The following is a 15078-nucleotide window of genomic DNA, read 5'->3' as shown; positions in this document are numbered from 1 at the left end:
GGGACGGCCTTACGGGGCGGTCTTGACGTTGATCTTCTTGGCGATGATGTCGGCCTTCGCCTTCTCCACCGCGGCGATGACGTCGGCCATCTTCTTGTACTCGGGGTTGGAGTCGGCCAGGCCGACACCGTTCTTGTCCAGGCCGTAACGGATCTCACCGGTCGCCGGCTTGCCGTCCTCGACCGACTTGATCTCGTTGAAGACCGCGTCGGCGACGTCCTTGGTGACCGAGGTCAGGATGTGGTCCTTGTACTTCGACAGACCGGCCTGGTTGTACTGGTCCGAGTCGACACCGATGGCCCACTTGCCCGCGTTGGCAGTGGCCTCGATCGCGCCGGTGCCGGCGAGACCGGCGGCGGCGTAGATCACGTCGGCGCCGTTGTCGAGCTGGCCCTTGGCGGTGGCCTTGCCCAGGTCGGGCTTGGCGAAACCGGAGAAGTCCGGCGGCTGGGACAGGTAGGCCGACAGCACCTTGGCGTTCGGGTTGGTGTCCTTGACGCCCTGGGTGAAGCCCGCCTCGAACTTCTTGATCAGCGGGACCTCGACACCGCCGATGAAGCCGACCGTGCCGGTCTTGGACGCCTTGGCGGCGGCGACGCCGGCCAGGTACGAGCCCTGCTCCTCGTTGAAGACCAGGTTCGCGATGTTCGGACCGGTCACCGAGGTGTCGTCGATGAGGCCGAAGGTGGTCTTCGGGAACTTCTCGGCGACCTTCTTGACGGCCGGGGCGTAGGCGAAGCCGACGCCGATGACCGGGTTGTTGCCCTTGCGCGCGAGCTCGGTGAGGCGCTGGACCTTGTCCGCCTCGCTCTCGCCCTCGGTGGGCTCGGCCTCCGCGGTCTTGACCTTCAGTTCCTTCGCGGCCTTCTCCAGACCCGCGTACGCGGCGTCGTTGAAGGACTGGTCACCGCGACCGCCGATGTCATAGGCGAGGGCAACGGACTTGGCACCGCCCGACTCCGAGGGGGAGGCGGAGGTGTCAGACGACTTCTTTCCGCCACAGGCGGTGGCCGAGAGGGCCAGCGCCGCGGACGCGATGCCCACGGTGGCGATCCTGGTGATCCGGCGCAAGGGGAGGCTCCTTCAAAACCTGACCGAAGCGCCACGACCGGCGCTGGTTTCGCGGCGATCGTAACGCGCGTAGATGTCAGTTAAAGGGCCGTTCATGAGTCGTTATCGGATCGTCGTGAATCGGACAGTGACCGTTTGGTAACTCCCCAAGAGTCCAGCCCTTGTCTACCAAGGGCTGGACAGGTGTGACAGGAACCGCTCAGATGTTGTAAGAATTTTTACCCGATCGGCCTCGAACGACGGCCGTCGAGCAGTGCGGCTGCCGTGAAGAACTCCACGCCGACCCCGATCGCGGACTCGTCGACGTCGAAGTCGCCCCGGTGCAGGTCCCGCTTGGCGCTCGCGCCAGGGGTGTGCACACCGAGCCTGGCCATGGCTCCAGGCACGTGCTCCAGGTACCAGGAGAAGTCCTCGCCGCCGAGGCTCTGCTCGGTGTCCTCGATCGACTCCTTGCCGAGGCGGGCCGCCATCGACTCGCGCAGCAGCTCGGTGACCACCGGGTCGTTCACGACCGGCGGGACGCCGCGCACGTAGGTGATCTCCGACTTGGCGCGGTGCATTCCGGCGATCTCGTCGATCGCGGCGTGGATCTGCTCGGGTGCTTCGTGCCACGCGTTGATGTCAAGACAGCGAATCGTTCCGGACAGCTCGGCGTGCATCGGGATCACGTTGCAGGCGTGCCCGGCCTCGATCCGGCCCCAGGTGATCGACATGCCCGAGCGGGCGTCCATCCGGCGGGACAGGACGGCCGGCAGGTCGATGGCGACCCGCGCGGCGGCGGTCACGAGATCGGTGGTCAGGTGCGGCCGGGCGGTGTGCCCACCGGGGCCGGCGAGAGCGATTTCCAGCCGGTCACAGGCAGAAGTAATGGCTCCGGTCCGCAGTCCGATCTTCCCGGCGTCGACCCGCGGGTCGCAGTGCACCGCGATGATGCGGCCCACACCGTCCAGGACTCCCGAGGCGATGGCGTCGGTGGCCCCGCCGGGGAGCACCTCCTCCGCGGGCTGGAACAGCAGCCGGACCGGGCGGGGCAGCAGGCCCTGCCGGTCGAGGTCGGCGAGGACCAGCCCGGCGCCGAGGACGACCGCGGTGTGCACGTCGTGGCCGCAGGCGTGGGCGCGGTCGGGGAAGGTCGAGCGGTACGCGACGTGGGTCTTGGCGTCCGGAATGGGTAGGGCGTCGATGTCCGCGCGCAGGGCCAGCATCGGCCGGCCCCCGTCCCAGGTGCCCACGTCACAGATCAGGCCGGTTCCGGACTTCAGCACGCGTGGGCGTAGGCCCGCTTTCTCCAGCCGGGCCTTGATCGCCGCCGTGGTGCGGAACTCCTGGTGTCCTAGCTCGGGGTGCATGTGCAAGTCCCGGCGGAAGGCGATCAGTTCGGCACGCAGGTGGTCCGGAAGCTTGCCGGGCAGCTCGGGCCGGTCGGGCGTGCCGGGCAGGGCGGTCTGGGACTCGCGGGACATCAACTGGTTCACCCGTTGAAGGGTAGGCGCACGAATGGCTCAACTGGCCGGGGATCACCAAAAGTTCATGCCGTTAGGGGAAAAAAACCAGACCTCTGGACGCATGACCGGATGCACCCGGGGGTAAACTCGCGCGCTCATCCGGCCGCGGAGGCTGTCTGGGCGGGGAGTCTGTGCACATCACGAGCGGTCTCGGTGACCCCGGCGAGGAAGCTGCGCGCCCGCGGCGAGGCGGAGCCGGTGAGCCAGGCCGGGTCGACATCGCATACGGCGACGGTCACACCGGTACCGGCCAGCGCGTACGGCAGGGTGTGGACGACCGTGGACGGAAAGCTGACGATCGTTCGGCCGACCGGCCCGCGCCGGGCGATCAGCTCCAGCGGCAGGTCCGGGCGGACGATCTCCAGTCCGGTCGCCCCGCTGAGCAGGCGCAGCTTTTCCGGGGACTCCCGGCGGTGCGCGAAGTAGCGGGTGGCGCCGTGCTCCAGGGTCAGGGCGCGTACGGCGTCCAGGTAGCGGGCCGGGTCGACCACGCCGGTCTCCACGAGGGAGGTGCCGACCAGGTCGGTGCCCTTGGTCAGGCGCGGCGGGCCGAACCGGGAGCGGGTCCAGGCGAACTCGTTGACGCGCAGCGTCATCGCGGCATGGACGGTGACGGGCATCGAGCTGAACACCTCGACGCGGCGCCCCTTGCCCGCGGCCGGGGTGAAGCGGCGCCGGGCGGTGGCCGAGACCGGCGCGTACGCGAGCTCGCGGAGGCGGCCGGGTAGGCCTCCGCCGCCGACCCGGTGCCAGCGTACGAGGCGTTCGCCGCGGGCGGTCTGGGCGACGAACTCCATGGTGGCGGTGCCGTCGTCGACCACCACGAGTTCCTCGGCCCGTACGAGGGTCAGCAGCAGCTGTACGTACCGGGAGAAGGGGTCGCCGACGACGACCCGGCGGGCCGCGCGCACGTCGCGGGCCAGCGCGGCCAGCGCCTTGAGCGGGGCGAGGCGGCCGCCGCGGGCCTCCTGCCAGGCGACCTCGTACCCCTCGTCCCGGGCCAGCCCCGCCATCCGGCGCAGCTGGCCCCGGGACATCGGGTCGGTGGGGGGCAGGACGACGATCCGCAGCCAGGACGCCGCCCCGCCGCGGTCCGCCGCCGGTGACGGGCCGGGGGTGCGCGAGGCGAGGGGGCCCGGTTGGCGGGGGACGGCGTCGAGCAGGGGGGTGCCGCCCGGCGGGGACGCGGCTTCGGCGTGCGCCCACTCCAGCACGTTCAGGAGCTGGACCGGACTCTCGACGAAAGCCAGGATGGAGGTTGAGGGGGTCACCACGTACTCCTCGTCAGGGGCGGGGCGGGGCGTCGTACCGGGTGGGGCGTCGTACCGGACGGGCTGCGGGTCAGACCGAGGCGAGTTCGCCCTGGACCCGGCGGAGCTTCTTCATGGGGCCGAGCTCGGAGTCGTAGACGCGCTTGACGCCGTCGCCGAGGGCGGTCTCGATGGTGCGGATGTCGCGGACCAGACGGGTCAGGCCGCCGGGCTCCACGGAGGCGGCCTGGTCGGAGCCCCACATGGCACGGTCGAGGGTGATGTGCCGCTCGACGAAGGTGGCGCCGAGGGCGACGGCCGCGAGGGTGGTCTGCAGGCCGGTCTCGTGGCCGGAGTAGCCGATCGGGACGTTCGGGTACTCCTCCTGGAGGCTGTTGATCACCCGCAGGTTGAGCTCCTCGGCCTTGGCCGGGTACGTGGAGGTGGCGTGGCAGAGGAGGATGTTGTCGCTGCCGAGCACCTCCACCGCGTGGCGGATCTGCTTCGGGGTGGACATGCCGGTGGAAAGGACGACGGTGCGGCCGGTGGCGCGCAGGGCGCGCAGCAGCTCGTCGTCGGTGAGGGAGGCGGAGGCCACCTTGTGGGCGGGGACGTCGAACTTTTCCAGGAAGGCGACGGCCTCGGTGTCCCACGGGGAGGCGAACCAGTCGATGCCGCGCTTGGCGCAGTGCTCGTCGATGGAGCGGTACTCGGCCTCGCCGAACTCCACGCGGTGGCGGTAGTCGATGTACGTCATCCGGCCCCAGGGCGTGTCGCGCTCGATGTCCCACTGGTCGCGCGGGGTGCAGATCTCCGGGGTGCGCTTCTGGAACTTCACGGCGTCGCAGCCCGCTTCGGCGGCGGCGTCGATGAGGGCGAACGCGTTGCCGAGGTCGCCGTTGTGGTTGATGCCGATCTCGCCGACGACGTAGACCGGGCGGCCGGGGCCGGCGGTGCGCGAGCCGAAGGTGCGCAGGCGGGAGTTGGGGGTGGCGACGGTCATGGCAGCTGAGGTCCTTCGTTCGGTGCGTGGGGGTGCGGAGGGGGTGTGAACAGGGGGGCGAGGACGCGGGCGCGGGCCAGGTCGTGCGGGTCGTCGATCTCCAGGACCCGGGCGGGGTCGGTGGCGACGGGGAGGGTGCGCCCGAAGAAGCGGTGCCGGGCGGTGCGGAACCCGCCTGCGTCCATGGCGTAGGCGGCGCCGGTCTCCAGCAGGTCCTGGGGGCGGTCCTGCCGGCGGGGGCGTACGGCCTTGTCGTGGTTGACGCCGGCCGCGGCCCCGTCGGCGGCCTCCCGCCAGAGGAAGCCGTGGAACGGGGCGACGGTCAGGGCCGAGTCGGCCGCGCCGGTGGCGACGGCTGCGGCGACCGACTCGACGTCGGAGGAGGTCAGGAAGGGGCTGGTGCACTGGACGAGGAGGACGACGTCCACGGTGAGGGAGTGGAGTTCCTCGAAGGCGTCGAGCGCGTGCAGTACGGCGGCTTCGCTGCTCGCGGTGTCCCCGGAGATGGCTGCGGGCCGCCGGATCGCGTCGGCGCCGGCGGTGCGGGCGGCGGCGGCGATGGGCCCGGCGTCGGTGGAGACCACGACGTCGGTGACGGTGGCGGCGCCCCGGCAGGCCTCCACGGCCCGTACGACGAGGGGGACTCCGGCCACCTCGGCGAGGTTCTTGCCCGGGACTCCCTTGGACCCGCCCCGGGCCGGGATCACGGCCAGCACCCGGGGCCGCCCGGCGGTGCCCGTGGCGGGCTGCGCGGCGGGACGCGCGGCCGGCTCCACGCCGGGGTCCGCGGCGGGACGCGCGGTGGTGCTCGCAGCGGTGCTCGCGGCCGGGCTCACAGTTCGCCCATCCGGCGGATCATCGGGGCCACGCGCTGCACGCCGTGCCGGTACGCCCCGCGGGCCGCGTCGCGCAGGTACGCGCGCAGCCGGCGGCGCAGCCGGGACTCGCCGCCGCCCTCGCGGACGGCGGCGGGCAGTTGGGTCCCGTCGGGGGCGAGGTGGTGCCGGGCCAGGATCCCGGGCAGGTACCCGGGGGCGGTGACCCGGGTGTAGTGGGGGGCGACGGCTGGGAGCACTCCGCGCTCCAGCAGTTCGTCGAGCCGGGCGCGGGCGGCGGCGAAGGCGTCCTCGGCGCCGCTCACGCCCTGGTCGGCCAGCCAGTCCGGGTCGCCCTGCGGCAGCAGTCCGGCGTCGAGCTGGTCCCAGGAGGCCAGGCAGCCCGAGCCGAGGAAGTGGTGGTTGCCGAGCACCTCGCGGATGCCGAGGTCGGTGAGGACGGCCGTCGGGATGCCGCGGTGCAGGGACTCCAGCGCTGCCGTGGAGGAGACGGTGACCAGCAGGTCCGTGCCGTCCAGGACCTCGCCCATGTTCCCGTACACCAGCCGGCAATTGGCGGGCAGTCCGCCGGGGATCCGTTCGGCCAGCCGCTGGTAGGGCTGTTCCTCCAGGTGCGTGGTGTGCTCCCCGGGCCGGCTGCGCAGCTTGATCAGCACCTCCCGCCCGGGGTGCAGTCGCGCGTGCCGGGCGGCACGTTCCAGCAGGTAGGCGCGGTCGGTGCGGCTTTCGGGGACGGACGGCTGGACGGCGAAGACCACGGTGTGGGCGCGGTCGCCGACCCGCTCGTACGCCGCTCCGTCCAGGAACGGAAGCGCCGTCTCCGTGACGGCGCCTGCGTCGGCGCCGACGCCCTCGTAGACCGCGCGGAAACGTCCCGCGTCGTGTCGGGAGTTGGCGAGGACGAGGTCGGCGCCGTGCCGCAGCAGCAGCCCGTCGGCGAGCTTCTCGTATACGACGCCCACGTACCCGGTGACGAGCACGGGGCGGGCGGCCGGCTCGGGCCACAGGGCGCGGACCCCGTGCAGGACGGCCTGGACTGCGCCGCCGACGAGGGCGAGGACGACGACGTCGTACCGTTCGCGCTCGATCTCCGCGAGGAACTGTGCGCAGGTCACCTCGGAGAGGCGGTCGGCCTGCACGCCGACCTCGCCGAGCTGGCGCGCGGTCGGGGTGGCCCGGCCGCGGAGCAGGTATCCGGTGAGGTGCGGCTGCGTCGCGAGGCGGCGAGCGGTGAGTGCGCCCCATTTCCAGCGCGTATCGGAATCGGCGAGTACGGCGACGCGAAGGGCAGTACGCGGATGAGTACGAGATGCTGCGCGATTGCTGACTGGCACCCGGCAGAAGCTATTCCGCGATTTCGGTGATCGGCCCAACGAACGCACAACAGCGGGTTAACAACCCGTCGACTTAATGCGAAACCGTACCGGTTAACGCGCCCGCCCCGCGTCGTTCACACGGAATCCGCATTCGGGCCATGGTGAATGCCGGGCGGCGCCTTAATGTCTTGCGGGTGCTCAAGCTCTCCGTCGTCGTGCCGTTCTACAACGTGCAGACATACGCACTGGATGCCCTGAAAAGCCTCGAACTCAACGCCCGGGACGATTTCGAGTTCCTGCTCGTCGACGACTGTTCGACGGACGGGACGCCCGAACTCCTGGACCGGGCGGCGCGCGAGCTGCCCGGGGCGGTGCTCCTCAGACACGAACGCAACGGCGGCCTGGCCACCGCCCGGAACACCGGTCTGGACGCGGCCCGCGGCGAATACCTCGCCTTCCTGGACGGCGACGACTGGCTGGCGCCCGGCCATCTGGCCCGCACACTGGCCACCATAGAGGCTCTGAGCTGCGATTTCGTCCGTAACGACCATGTCCAGGTGACCGGCCGGAGCCGCAGCGTGCAGCACGTCCCGTACGGTCCGCAGCTGGTCGTCGGCGATCCGCGCGCCGGGATCCTGCCCGCCTCCCGGGCGACCTCTGTCGACTACCCGTACGCCTGGGCCGGCATGTACCACCGGCGGCTGCTGGACCGCGGGCTGCTGCACTTCACCGACGGGCTGCGGACTGCGGAGGACCGGCCGTGGATCTGGCGGCTGCACCGCGAGGCCCGGTCGTTCGCGGCGATCGGACTGCCCGGGATCTTCTACCGGCGCGGCGTCTCGACCTCGTTGACGCAGATCAAGGACGAGCGCCAGCTCGATTTCATCCAGGCGTTCGACCAGGTTCTGGCCGATACGGCCGAAGATCATGAAAGTGATCTTCTACTACCGAAAGCCGTCCGAACGTATTGCGCAATTATCGCGCACCATATCGGGACCATCGAAAGGTATGAACCGGTCGTGGCCAAAAAACTCCGTTCGATGAGCACGGCCGCGCTCGGACGCATGCCCCAGGACGTACTGGACCGGGTCCTCAACGCAATGGACGCCGATCGCGCCGGTGTGCTGCGCCGCCTGCGCCGCCGGCCGGCGCGAACGGGAGCCGCTGCCTGATGGCCGCTCAGAGCATCCCGTGCACCCAGATCTTCCTCGCCTCCACCCTCTACGGCATGGCCACGCTCGCCGCCGGCATCGACGCGGGCAGCTTCCCGCCGGCCGGCCGGCGCATCTTGCTCACCAGCAACCATTCCCTCACCGCCGAGGTCTCCCCCGGCCTCGCCGACATGCCGGGCTTCGCCACCCTGCGCACCCGCTTCGACGAGGTCCTCGACTGGAACGCGGCCATCGCCCCGCAGCACCCCAGCGCCTGGGCCCCCCGCCCCGAGGACGTCCCCCTGTGGGAACGGCAGCTGCGGGCCGTCTGGGGACTGGGCGAGGACCGCGTCGAGCTCATCGTGGAGTCCATCCAGGTCCCGCCCGCCCGCACCCTGTGCACGCTCTTCCCCGGCGCCACCGTCGACGTCTACGCCGACGGGCTGATGAGCTACGGACCCACCCGCTTCCGCCTCGACCCGCAGCTCGGCATGCGCGTGCGCCGCGTCCTGCACCTCGACCTGGTGCCGGGCCTGGATCCGCTGCTGCTCACCGAGTTCGACGTACCGCCGGAGCTCGTCCCGACCCCCGAGTTCCTGAAGGTCCTCGCCGAACTCCCCTCGTACGGGCCCGGGCCGACCGGGACCGGCGAAGAGGCCGGGTTCGGCGAGGCGCCCGCGCTGCTGCTGGGCCAGTACCTCTCCGCCCTCGAACTCCTCTCCCCCCAGGAGGAGGAGGAACTCCACGTGGAGATGGTCCGCGGCGCGCACGCCCTCGGCCACCGCGAACTCGTCTTCAAGCCCCACCCCAGCGCACCCGCCGAGTACTCCCGTCGCGCCGAGGCCGAGGCCGAGCGGCTCGGCGCCCGCCTCACCGTCGTGACCGCCCCCGTCCTGGCCGAGACCCTCTACCAGCGGCTGCGCCCCGCCCTGGTCGTCGGCTGCTTCTCCACCGGGCTGCTGACCGCCGCCACCCTGTACGGGCTGCCGGTCGCGCGCACCGGAACCGAGGCCGTACTGGCCCGCCTCGCCCCGTACCAGAACAGCAACCGGATCCCGCTGACGCTGGTCGACGCGCTGCTCCCGCCCCTCGCGGACGCCGACGCCGTCGCCCGCTGGACCGCGCCCGGCCCCGAAGGGGCCCGGGGCGCCCTGACCGGACTGCTCACCGCGGTCGGGTTCACCATGCAGCCGCAGGTCCTGGCGCCGCGCCGCGCGGAGGCCGAACGGTATCTGGCCGCGCACCTGGACGACCGGACCTGGCGCTACTTCAAACGCCGCCGGCTGACCACCCTGGGCCTGCCCGGCGGCATCCCCGCCCAGCTGTCCTTCCTCCCGGCGAGCCCGGCCGTGCGCCGCGTGGTCCGCCGACTGCGGCGGCTGCGCACGGCCCGCCCCGGGTGACGGCCACCGCCGACGGCGTTGCCGTCGCGGCCCCGCGGAGCCGGCGCCGCAGGCGCACGTCCCTCAGCTGACGGCGAGCTTGGCGGCGAAGCCGAGGAAGAGCACGCACGCCGCCGAGGTGGCCCCGGCCGAGAGCCGCTTGCGGCGGCGGAAGGCGGCGGACAGCCGGGTCCCGCTGAAGATCAGCAGGGTCAGGTAGAGGAAGCTGCCGAGCTGGAGCAGCGCGCCCAGCAGGAGGAAGGAGAGCGCCGGGTAGGCGTACGAGGGGTCGACGAACTGCACGAAGAAGGAGACGAGGAACAGGATCGCCTTGGGGTTGAACAGGCTGATCAGCAGCGCCCGCCGGTAGGGCCGCTCGCCCTCGCCGCCGTCCGCGGCCTGCAGGTCGGCCGGGGCCTCGGCCCGCTCGGTCCGCGAACGCCACAGCGCCCACGCCCCGCGCATCATCCCGACGGCGAGCCAGGTCAGGTACCCTGCGCCGAGCAGCTTGACGATGCCGAAGGCCACCGGACTGGCCTGGAGCAGCGCCCCCGCCCCGGCGGCGGCGAGCACCATCAGCACGGCGTCCCCGGAGAACACCCCGGCCGCGGCCTTGTACCCGGTGCGCACGCCGCGGCGGGCCGCGACGGAGAGCACGTAGAGCGAGTTCGGCCCCGGCAGCAAAATGATCAGTATGAGCCCGACGAGGTAGGTCGGCAGATCGGTGACACCCAGCATGTGCAGGAGTGTCCCATAGGGTTGCTCCTGTCTATCCGCTGTTTCACCATGTGGAATCCGTCGGCTCGTACGTGCCCCACACCTCCCGGAGGGCGTTGCAGACCTCGCCCACCGTGGCGCGGGCGCGCAGGGCTTCCTTCATCGGGTGGAGGACGTTGTCGGTCCCGGCCGCCGCCTCGCGCAGGGCGCCCAGCGCCGTCGCCACCGCGTCGTTGTCGCGGTCCGCGCGCAGGGCGGCCAGCGCTTCCCGCTGCCGGTCCTCGATCGCCGGGTCGACGCGCAGCGGCTCGTACCGTTCCTCCTGCTCCAGCGTGAAGCGGTTGACCCCGACCACCACCCGTTCGCCGTCGTCCGTCTCGCGCGCGATGCGGTAGGCGTTCCGCTCGATCTCCCCCTTCTGGAAGCCGGCCTCGATCGCGGCCACCGCCCCGCCCATGTCCTCGACCCGCTGCATCAGCGCGAGCGCCGCCTCCTCGACGTCGTCCGTCATCCGCTCCACCGCGTACGAGCCCGCGAAGGGGTCGACGGTGTGCGGCACGTCCGTCTCGTACGCCAGCACCTGCTGGGTCCGCAGTGCCAGCCGCGCCGACTTCTCCGTCGGCAGGGCGATCGCCTCGTCGAAGGAGTTGGTGTGCAGTGACTGCGTGCCGCCCAGCACCGCACCCAGCGCCTGTACGGCCACCCGTACGAGGTTCAGCTCCGGCTGCTGCGCCGTCAGCTGGACCCCGGCGGTCTGGGTGTGGAAGCGGAGCATCAGCGACTTGGGATCGCGGGCGCCGAACTCCTCCCGCATGACACGGGCCCAGATCCGCCGCGCGGCCCGGAACTTCGCGACCTCCTCCAGCAGGGTGGTGCGGGCGACGAAGAAGAAGGACAGGCGCGGGGCGAACTCGTCGACCTCCATCCCGGCGGCCAGCGCCGTCCGTACGTACGCGATGCCGTCGGCCAGCGTGAAGGCGATCTCCTGCGCGGGCGAGGCCCCGGCCTCGGCCATGTGGTAGCCGGAGATGGAGATGGTGTTCCAGCGGGGGATCTCGGCCTTGCAGTACCGGAAGGTGTCGGCGGTCAGCCGGAGCGAGTGCTCCGGCGGGAAGATGTACGTGCCCCGCGCGATGTACTCCTTGAGCACGTCGTTCTGCACGGTCCCGGTCAGCTGCCCGCCCGCGATCCCGTGCTCCTCGGCGACCAGCTGGTACATGAGGAGCAGCAGCGCCGCCGGGGCGTTGATGGTCATGGACGTGGAGACCCGGTCGAGCGGGATCCCGTCGAACAGCACCCGCATGTCCTCGACGGAGTCGATCGCGACGCCGACCTTGCCGACCTCCCCGTGCGCGAGCGGCGCGTCGGAGTCGTGGCCCATCTGGGTGGGCAGGTCGAAGGCGACCGACAGTCCGGTGCCGCCGCCCGCGATGAGCTGCCGGTACCGGGCGTTGGATTCGGCCGCCGTTCCGAACCCGGCGTACTGCCGCATCGTCCACGGCTTGCCGGTGTACATGGTCGGATAGACCCCCCGCGTATAGGGATACGCCCCGGGTTCACCCAGTTTGCCCCCCGGATCCCACGTCGTCAGGTCCCCCGGCCCGTAGACGGGTTCGATCGGAATCCCGCTCTCAGTACTCGCCATGTGACCAAGCCCTCCGTAGAGCGAACGGCCCCGGGGCTGGTACAACCTCCCCGCGACGGCTGCGGCCGTTGCCTGTCGGCCGCTGGTCACAATGGCGCAACATCCCCGGGCCGTCCGCAACTCTCCACGCCCGCCAAGCATCACCTAGATACACGACGTAGAAATCGGGGGACCGAGATGCACCGCCAGAGAGTCATAGTCCGCACGCTCGGGGTGGCCACCGCCGTCGCGCTCGCCGCGACCGCCTGCGGGCCCCAGAAGACGGAGCCGGCCGGTTCCGCCTCTTCGGTTCCGTCCGCGTCCGCGGCGGGTTCCACCCCTGAGAGCTCACCGTCGACGGACGACAAGCCCGCCGATGCGTCGCCCTCGCCTTCGCCGTCCGCCTCGCAGTCGCCGTCCGCGTCCCCTTCGCCGACCACCGTCAAGGCCATCATGGCGAACGGCGACGACAGCGAGCAGGTGCGCGAGCTCCAGGCCCGTTTGAAGCAGCTCAAGTACATGACGGTCGCGCCGACCGGTTTCTACGGTTCGAAGACGACCGCCGCGGTCAAGTCCTTCCAGGCGAAGAACGGCCTGACGGCCTCCGGGTCGGTCGACGAGGCCACCTGGAAGAAGGTCCAGGGCCTGAGCAAGAAGCCCACCGCCGACGAGCTGCGTCCGCCGACCGTCAACGAGGTCGACGCGCCGGACCCGCGCTGCATGACGGGCCGCGTCATGTGCATCAGCAAGGAGAGCCGCACGCTCGCCTGGATGATCGACGGCAAGATCGTCTCCACGCTGGACGTCCGTTTCGGCTCCGAGAACACTCCGACCCGTGAGGGCCAGTTCAAGGTGGAGTGGAAGGCCAAGGACTGGACGTCGACGATCTACCACACGCCGATGCCGTACTCGATGTTCTTCAGCCAGGGCCAGGCGGTGCACTACTCCGCCGACTTCGCGGCCCGCGGTTACGCCGGCGCCTCGCACGGCTGCGTGAACGTCCGGGACAAGGGCAAGCTCGCGGCGCTGTTCGAGCAGGTCCAGGTGGGCGACAAGGTCGTCGTCTACTGGTGATCCGAACTGGCGGGCCGGGCGATCCCGGGGTCCCGGTGACCCCGGGGCCCCTGTGATCACCGGGTCCCGGTGATCCGGTCTGGGAAGTAAAGGGCGCGGGCAGGGCCGGGGGAACGAACCCCGCCCGCGCCGGGTGCGCAGAGCCCAGGGGTACGGGGGGAACCCCGGCTCATGCGCGGCCGATGACCAGTCGGCTCGTTATGTACTGCGCCGCAGGTTCGAAAAGTGTTACAGGCCGTTCGCCCTGCCGCCGGGAACCCGCGCGCGGAGCGCGCACGGACCACCCGAACGACGGCCGTCAGCGCGTCGGCAGGCGGGCGGGCGCGGACACGCCCGGGCTCGCCGGGAGGAACGTCGGCGCCTTGAGCACGTCGCTGCCGTCGTCCGAGGTCCGAGGGACGCTCGGGGAAGCGCTCGGGGGAGGCCCGTCGAGCAGCGCCTCGCAGAAGTGCGGGATGCGCGACAGCCCCTGTGCGAGCTTCGAGAGCTTGTCGCGGCGGTCGGAGGTCATATGACCCGACCGGTAGGCCTCGCACAGGTCGACGGCTCTCAGCCGGGTCTGCTTGTCCGAGTCCTTCAGCGACGAGGTCCCGCCCATGGGCGCGTCCTTGCCGTCCTTCACGTCCTTGCCGCCGCCGGCGTCCGCGTCCGCGGCGCCGCCGGAGGCGTCCGGACCGGTTCCCGTTCCGTTCCCGAATCCCTGCGCCGCACCCGAGTCCGCGCCCGGAGTCTGCCCGCCCGGGGTGGGCTGCGTTCCGTCGGTGCCGCGGAGCGGGTCGGGTCGCGGCTGGGGTGCGGGCGTCGGGCCCGCGGTGCCACCGGCCGGGGACGGGTTCGTGTCGGCGCTGAGGGAGACCGCCGGTGCGGGGCCCGCCGTGTCGTGCGTGTCCCGGTCCAGCAGGCCGGCCCCGGCGGCGACCGCGAGGCCACCGACGGCGACGCCGGCCAACGCGGCCACCAGCCCGAACCGCACGGGGCGGGTTCGCCGGGGCGCGGGGACGGGGGCGGCGAGCGGGATGATCCTGCCGAGTTCCACGAGGGGGGCGGCGTCGAAGCCGACCGGTGCGAAGACACCGCTCGGCCCGGACGCCCCGGCCGCACCGGATGCCCCGGTCGTTGCCGCACCGGCGCGGGCCGCGCGGAAGGCGGCCAGCGCGGCGGCCTCGCCGGGCAGTTCCGCATCGGCGGGCGGCTGCGGCCCGGCCAGCATGTCGAGGGCAGCCCGGAGCCGGGCTTCCGCTTCGTGGGCGCGCGGGTCGGCGCCAGGTACGGCCGGGCCGCCGCGCAGCACTCGTTCCGCCGCCGCCCGGTCCAGCCACCTGTTGCGCTCGTCGGCCATCACATGTCCTTCTGCGTCCGCCAACGTGAATGCGTCACACCGGTTTTCTCCACGAGGCCACCGCCCCGGCCGCGCTGAGCGGGCACGGCGTCGAGATCCCTCCCGCCCCCGCCGTCCCGTGCCGGGCCACCGGCATTATGGCCGACCGGCCCCGTCGCGTCCGAGCCCGCATCCGGGTCCGGCGCGAAGCCGCCCTCCGCGCAGAGCAGCTCGGCCAGCTTCTTCAAGCCCCGGTGGGCTGCGGTGCGTACCGCTCCGGGCCGCTTGCCCAGGGTTTCCGCGGCGCTCTTGGCGTCGAGCCCGACGACGACCCGGAGCACCACGGCCTCGGCCTGGTCCTGCGGAAGCTGGGCGATCAGTGCCATGGTCCTGCCGGTCGACAGGGCCTCCATGGCCTCGACGGCGGTGTCGCTGTCGGCGGCGCGACCCGTCAGCTCGGTCTCGTCGCCGCCGATGGCGGGGCGGCGCCCGCGCATGCGGATGTGGTCGAGGGCCCGATTGCGGCCGATCCGGGCGGCCCAGCCGCGGAAGCGGTCTGCGTCGCCGGTGAAGGAGTCGAGGTCGCGGGCTATCTGCAGCCAGGCCTCGGACGTCACGTCTTCGGCGTCGGCGTCCCCGACGAGCGTGCGTACGTAACCGAGCAGGCGTGGGTGCACGGCGCGGTACACCGTACGGAAACCGCTCTCGTCGCCGCCCTGCGCCGCGAGCACCGCGGCGGTCAGCTCCGCGTCGTCCCCCAGCAAAGTCCCCAACCCGTTCACTGTCCTGTACGTGTGGCGCAAATCAGCACGTTACGGCTTTCAAGTACCT

Annotated in this window: 12 protein-coding genes and 1 pseudogene; 3 read left to right on the top strand and 10 right to left on the bottom strand. The window is 71.8% G+C overall.

The genetic code is table 11. From position 1 onward, the window contains the following. Positions 1-9 precede the first annotated feature (9 nt). From OHA65_RS23225 to OHA65_RS23200, 6 genes and pseudogenes are all read right to left on the bottom strand, one after another. Complete coding sequence (locus tag OHA65_RS23225) at positions 10-1071, bottom strand: BMP family ABC transporter substrate-binding protein (protein WP_327285043.1); 1062 nt, start codon at positions 1069-1071, stop codon at positions 10-12. Between the two features lie 218 nt (positions 1072-1289). Further along, the gene (locus OHA65_RS23220; RefSeq protein WP_327285752.1) at positions 1290-2534 is read right to left on the bottom strand and encodes an amidohydrolase; all 1245 of its coding nucleotides are present in this window, start codon (positions 2532-2534) and stop codon (positions 1290-1292) included. 137 nt (positions 2535-2671) lie between these two features. Continuing rightward, the gene (locus OHA65_RS23215) at positions 2672-3847 is read right to left on the bottom strand and encodes a hypothetical protein (protein ID WP_405762371.1); all 1176 of its coding nucleotides are present in this window, start codon (positions 3845-3847) and stop codon (positions 2672-2674) included. A 70-nt stretch (positions 3848-3917) separates the two neighbouring features. Beyond that, a complete protein-coding gene (locus OHA65_RS23210; RefSeq protein ID WP_327285041.1) occupies positions 3918-4829 on the bottom strand; it encodes an N-acetylneuraminate synthase family protein in 912 nt (303 codons plus the stop codon). Positions 4830-4876: 47 nt separating this feature from the next. Further along, a pseudogene (locus tag OHA65_RS23205) lies at positions 4877-5605 on the bottom strand (cytidylyltransferase domain-containing protein); the annotation flags it as partial. Positions 5606-5661: 56 nt separating this feature from the next. After that, a complete protein-coding gene (locus OHA65_RS23200) occupies positions 5662-6999 on the bottom strand; it encodes a DUF6716 putative glycosyltransferase (protein ID WP_405762369.1) in 1338 nt (445 codons plus the stop codon). A gap of 176 nt (positions 7000-7175) precedes the next feature. Between OHA65_RS23200 and OHA65_RS23195 the strand changes: the two genes are divergently transcribed. Then, positions 7176-8153, top strand: coding sequence for a glycosyltransferase family 2 protein (locus tag OHA65_RS23195; RefSeq protein WP_327285751.1), 978 nt, complete (start codon positions 7176-7178; stop codon positions 8151-8153). Further along, positions 8153-9535 (top strand): polysialyltransferase family glycosyltransferase, encoded by a 1383-nt coding sequence (locus OHA65_RS23190; RefSeq protein WP_327285039.1) that lies wholly within the window; start codon positions 8153-8155, stop codon positions 9533-9535. Before OHA65_RS23195 ends, OHA65_RS23190 begins: the two co-directional genes overlap by 1 nt. 63 nt (positions 9536-9598) lie before the next feature. Here the strand turns inward: OHA65_RS23190 and leuE are convergent, their stop codons facing one another. Both leuE and OHA65_RS23180 read right to left on the bottom strand, forming a co-directional pair. Further along, positions 9599-10252 (bottom strand): leucine efflux protein LeuE, encoded by a 654-nt coding sequence (gene leuE, locus OHA65_RS23185; protein WP_405762367.1) that lies wholly within the window; start codon positions 10250-10252, stop codon positions 9599-9601. A gap of 43 nt (positions 10253-10295) precedes the next feature. Further along, the gene (locus tag OHA65_RS23180; RefSeq protein ID WP_328763425.1) at positions 10296-11876 is read right to left on the bottom strand and encodes a methylmalonyl-CoA mutase family protein; all 1581 of its coding nucleotides are present in this window, start codon (positions 11874-11876) and stop codon (positions 10296-10298) included. A gap of 177 nt (positions 11877-12053) precedes the next feature. Here OHA65_RS23180 and OHA65_RS23175 point away from each other — a divergent pair, with 177 nt between their 5' ends. Further along, complete coding sequence (locus OHA65_RS23175; RefSeq protein WP_329314361.1) at positions 12054-12929, top strand: L,D-transpeptidase family protein; 876 nt, start codon at positions 12054-12056, stop codon at positions 12927-12929. Positions 12930-13227: 298 nt separating this feature from the next. On the opposite strand, the gene OHA65_RS23170 is transcribed toward OHA65_RS23175, so the two are convergent. Continuing rightward, the gene (locus OHA65_RS23170) at positions 13228-14268 is read right to left on the bottom strand and encodes a hypothetical protein (protein WP_327285035.1); all 1041 of its coding nucleotides are present in this window, start codon (positions 14266-14268) and stop codon (positions 13228-13230) included. Then, on the bottom strand, positions 14268-15011 hold the full coding sequence (locus OHA65_RS23165; protein ID WP_327285750.1) for an RNA polymerase sigma factor: 744 nt from the start codon (positions 15009-15011) through the stop codon (positions 14268-14270). The genes OHA65_RS23170 and OHA65_RS23165 overlap by 1 nt, the downstream gene beginning before the upstream one ends. Between the last annotated feature and the right edge of the window lie 67 nt (positions 15012-15078).

It is taken from the genome of Streptomyces sp. NBC_00045 (assembly GCF_045041095.1).
Classification (GTDB): Bacteria; Actinomycetota; Actinomycetes; order Streptomycetales; family Streptomycetaceae; genus Streptomyces.
Note: the sequence above shows the minus strand (reverse complement) of the source record. Positions and strands in the feature narration are given on the sequence as shown.

What these genes read in the sequence shown, in the direction of transcription:
- leuE (WP_405762367.1), bottom strand. Translation starts at nt 10,252, where the DNA reads ATGCTGGGTGTCACCGATCTGCCGACCTACCTCGTCGGGCTCATACTG.
- OHA65_RS23170 (WP_327285035.1), bottom strand. Translation starts at nt 14,268, where the DNA reads ATGGCCGACGAGCGCAACAGGTGGCTGGACCGGGCGGCGGCGGAACGA.
- OHA65_RS23180 (WP_328763425.1), bottom strand. Translation starts at nt 11,876, where the DNA reads ATGGCGAGTACTGAGAGCGGGATTCCGATCGAACCCGTCTACGGGCCG.
- OHA65_RS23220 (WP_327285752.1), bottom strand. Translation starts at nt 2,534, where the DNA reads ATGTCCCGCGAGTCCCAGACCGCCCTGCCCGGCACGCCCGACCGGCCC.
- OHA65_RS23190 (WP_327285039.1), top strand. Translation starts at nt 8,153, where the DNA reads ATGGCCGCTCAGAGCATCCCGTGCACCCAGATCTTCCTCGCCTCCACC.
- OHA65_RS23175 (WP_329314361.1), top strand. Translation starts at nt 12,054, where the DNA reads ATGCACCGCCAGAGAGTCATAGTCCGCACGCTCGGGGTGGCCACCGCC.
- OHA65_RS23210 (WP_327285041.1), bottom strand. Translation starts at nt 4,829, where the DNA reads ATGACCGTCGCCACCCCCAACTCCCGCCTGCGCACCTTCGGCTCGCGC.